The organism is Neptunitalea chrysea (assembly GCF_027924145.1).
GTDB lineage: Bacteria > Bacteroidota > Bacteroidia > Flavobacteriales > Flavobacteriaceae > Neptunitalea > Neptunitalea chrysea.
In genome coordinates, this window is the sequence record NZ_BRVP01000050.1 from 1 (window position 1) to 2,837 (window position 2,837).

The window sequence follows — 2,837 nt, forward strand, 5'->3', positions numbered from 1 at the left end:
TTTAATACCAAAAGCCATTGTTTTAACTTCTTTAATAGCATTTGAGTTGATAACACTTTCGTTTTTAAAACCTGCCCCATCTTTATATAGGGTGTAGTTAACGGGGTTGTAATTATCTTCTTTTTTTATGTTTGTTAGACCATAGTCTATAAACAAGCCACCATATAGGTTGTGGTTGTTGGCTAATGGGATTTTGGAACCAAACTCAAAGGAGCCAATAATGTTTGTCTTTAGGTCTATATGTGTGCCTTTGTCAGATAAACCTGTAAATGAGCCGAATCCCATAAACTCAGGATCGAATAGTTCCACGTTATACTGCTGGTAGTATCCGCTTGTTTCTAAGTTATAGTTTACGGAGTATTTAGTAATTACTGGCATACCCACTTTAGCTCCTGCTTTAATGTAAAACCCGTACTCTTGATTTTCATAAGAGAATAGTAGAGGAATGTTTATAAAGCTCATTTGTTGTTCTTCTACTAAGTTTATAGCGTTGTATCTAAACTCAAAGCTCTCTTGTTCGTAATCCGTGGTGTTATACGCTCCACTGATTTGTTGTACTGTAGCCGTGGCGTTGTACCCTTGGTATTCAGCACCTATACTAATACCGAAGTTTTTGTTAAAACGGTATGTGTATTCAAATCCAAAGGAAAGATCTCTACCTGATTTTATATCTGTTTCAGGCATGTCATAGTCTATAGTAGCATGCAGTCCCCCTGCTGTTAATGCCACCTCATGTTTTAGGTAGTCATCTGTACCAGGGATGGTGCTTTGCGCTTTAGCACCTGCACAAGTAATCCATAGCCCTACAAATGCTATGGATTTAAGACTTGTTTTAAAAGAAGTATTTAATTTCATGATATCTATATTCATAGGAATTACTATTGAACAATGATTTTAACAGTTTTCTCTCTTTTTGGAGTAATACACTTAACTAGATAGGTAGCCGGCTCAATAGAGATAGGCAATTGTATGTTATTAATGGCTTGGTTTACTTTAGTAGTAAATACCTTTTTTCCATATAAGTCATATATAATAATATCAGTATTGTCTAGTTCTGCTTGTGGTAGGTCTAGCATTACGGTTACTTGTTTTCCATGACTTACAGGGTTGGGAGTAACTCTCATGCTATAATCATGTTCTAATGTAATAGAGCTCAGACATGTTTGTAAAACATCCCCTGTAGAAGTAGTTAAACGTAAGTAGTAAGTAGCCGTATCATCTAGTAGGTCTGTGTTATTAGGCCCAACAGAGAAGTACTGGTCAGTACTAATTAATTGATTGTTAACATACCATTGATAAGCTACAAATGAGTATCCACCATTTGTAGCTGGATTATTGTTTGCTAGTAATACGTTATCAAACTTCTGCTCAACAATGTCAAAGAACTGGAACATTTTTTCTACCGTAATATAATAGGTATGTGTAGTGGTACCATCTTGAGATGTAATTGTTACCGTTTGGTTGTAGATACCTGGTTGTGGCGTACTAATTGTAAATTCATGTCCTGTATCAGCAGTAGCATTTGCTTCTGTAGTAATAGCAACGGTAATCTGATCAGCTGAGTTCTCACATTCCATAAGGTAATATATGTGATCATCAGGATAGTTATAGGTTACTCCATCAATTACAATAGAATGAATACTAGAGTCACTACTAATAATGACCTGCTCTTGGATAACATCATCTGCTGGTAAGTAGTTACTATTACCATCTTGGTGTGCTGTAATGTATACCGATCCTGATGTTAACATATCTACCCATCCCGCACTAGTTACGGTAGCCGGAGGGTTAGTTGCGGTATATGTATAGGTGTAGTATACCGGTAACCCAGCAGTCGTATAAGCTGTTAACTGGAAGTCGACATCATTTTCAAGATGTTTTACCGGTAATGGGTCAAATATTATTTGTTGTGGAGCTTTTTCAATAGTCATAGTAGCAGTTAATGTAATCGGATCACAGTTAGGAGCATTCGGGGCCGGATTAATTAGTGCTGTTATGTTATAGGTACCTGCATTTATTGCTCCGTTCCCCAATCCTGTACTTGGCGAGCTACTGTATGCAACCGTAGCCCCTGCTGGCAGGTTGTCTACTGTAATGTATTGCTCCATGGCGTTGTATGTGTATGACGCATCTGTAAATGTTACTGCATTTAAATCTGAGTCAGTTACATGAATAGTTTGATCTTGTGTAGATGAATTACCATTCCCATCCTCATATATCCATGTAATGGAGTATGTACCAACAGCGGTATACTCTAATGGATCGTTAGTAGTAGCGGTAATGCCGCCTGCACAGTTATCAGTAGCGGTAGGAGTTGTAATATCAGTAGCGGTCACCTGACATTGCATAGTTATATCGGAAAGGATTGCGATATCTGGAACCGGAGCTGTTATATCATCAATTACGACATTTTGATTTTGTGTAGAAGCGTTTCCGTTCTCATCTGTATATGTCCAAGTGATAACGGTAGTACCTTGGGCTGTTATAGGGAAGGTAGCATCGTTAGTTACTGTTACTGTACCATTACAGTTATCAGTAGCAGTAGGAGTCGGAACATCTACAGCTGTTACTGTACACTCAGCTGTAATATCACTAAGAGTAGCTAGATCCGCAACCGGAGCAGTAGTATCAGTAATAATTACATTCTGAGTCTGAGTAGTCGAGTTCCCATTGGCATCTGTATATGTCCATGTAATAACTGTAGTGCCTTGTGCGGTTATAGGGAAGGTAGCATCGTTAGTTACTGTTACTGTACCAACACAGTTATCAGTAGCAGTAGGAACTGTAATAGCTGTTTCAGTCACCATACACTGACTTGTAATAGTTGCTAAAGTTGC

2 protein-coding genes are annotated in these 2,837 nt (G+C 38.1%); both read right to left on the reverse strand.

Translation table 11 applies throughout. The features are described from left to right. Nucleotides 1-855, reverse strand: an 855-nt coding sequence (locus NBRC110019_RS16595; RefSeq protein WP_281756588.1) for a hypothetical protein, incomplete at its 3' end; no start/stop codon positions are given. A gap of 23 nt (nucleotides 856-878) precedes the next feature. Next, a partial coding sequence (locus NBRC110019_RS16600) for an HYR-like domain-containing protein (RefSeq protein WP_281756589.1) occupies nucleotides 879-2,837 on the reverse strand: 1,959 nt, incomplete at its 5' end.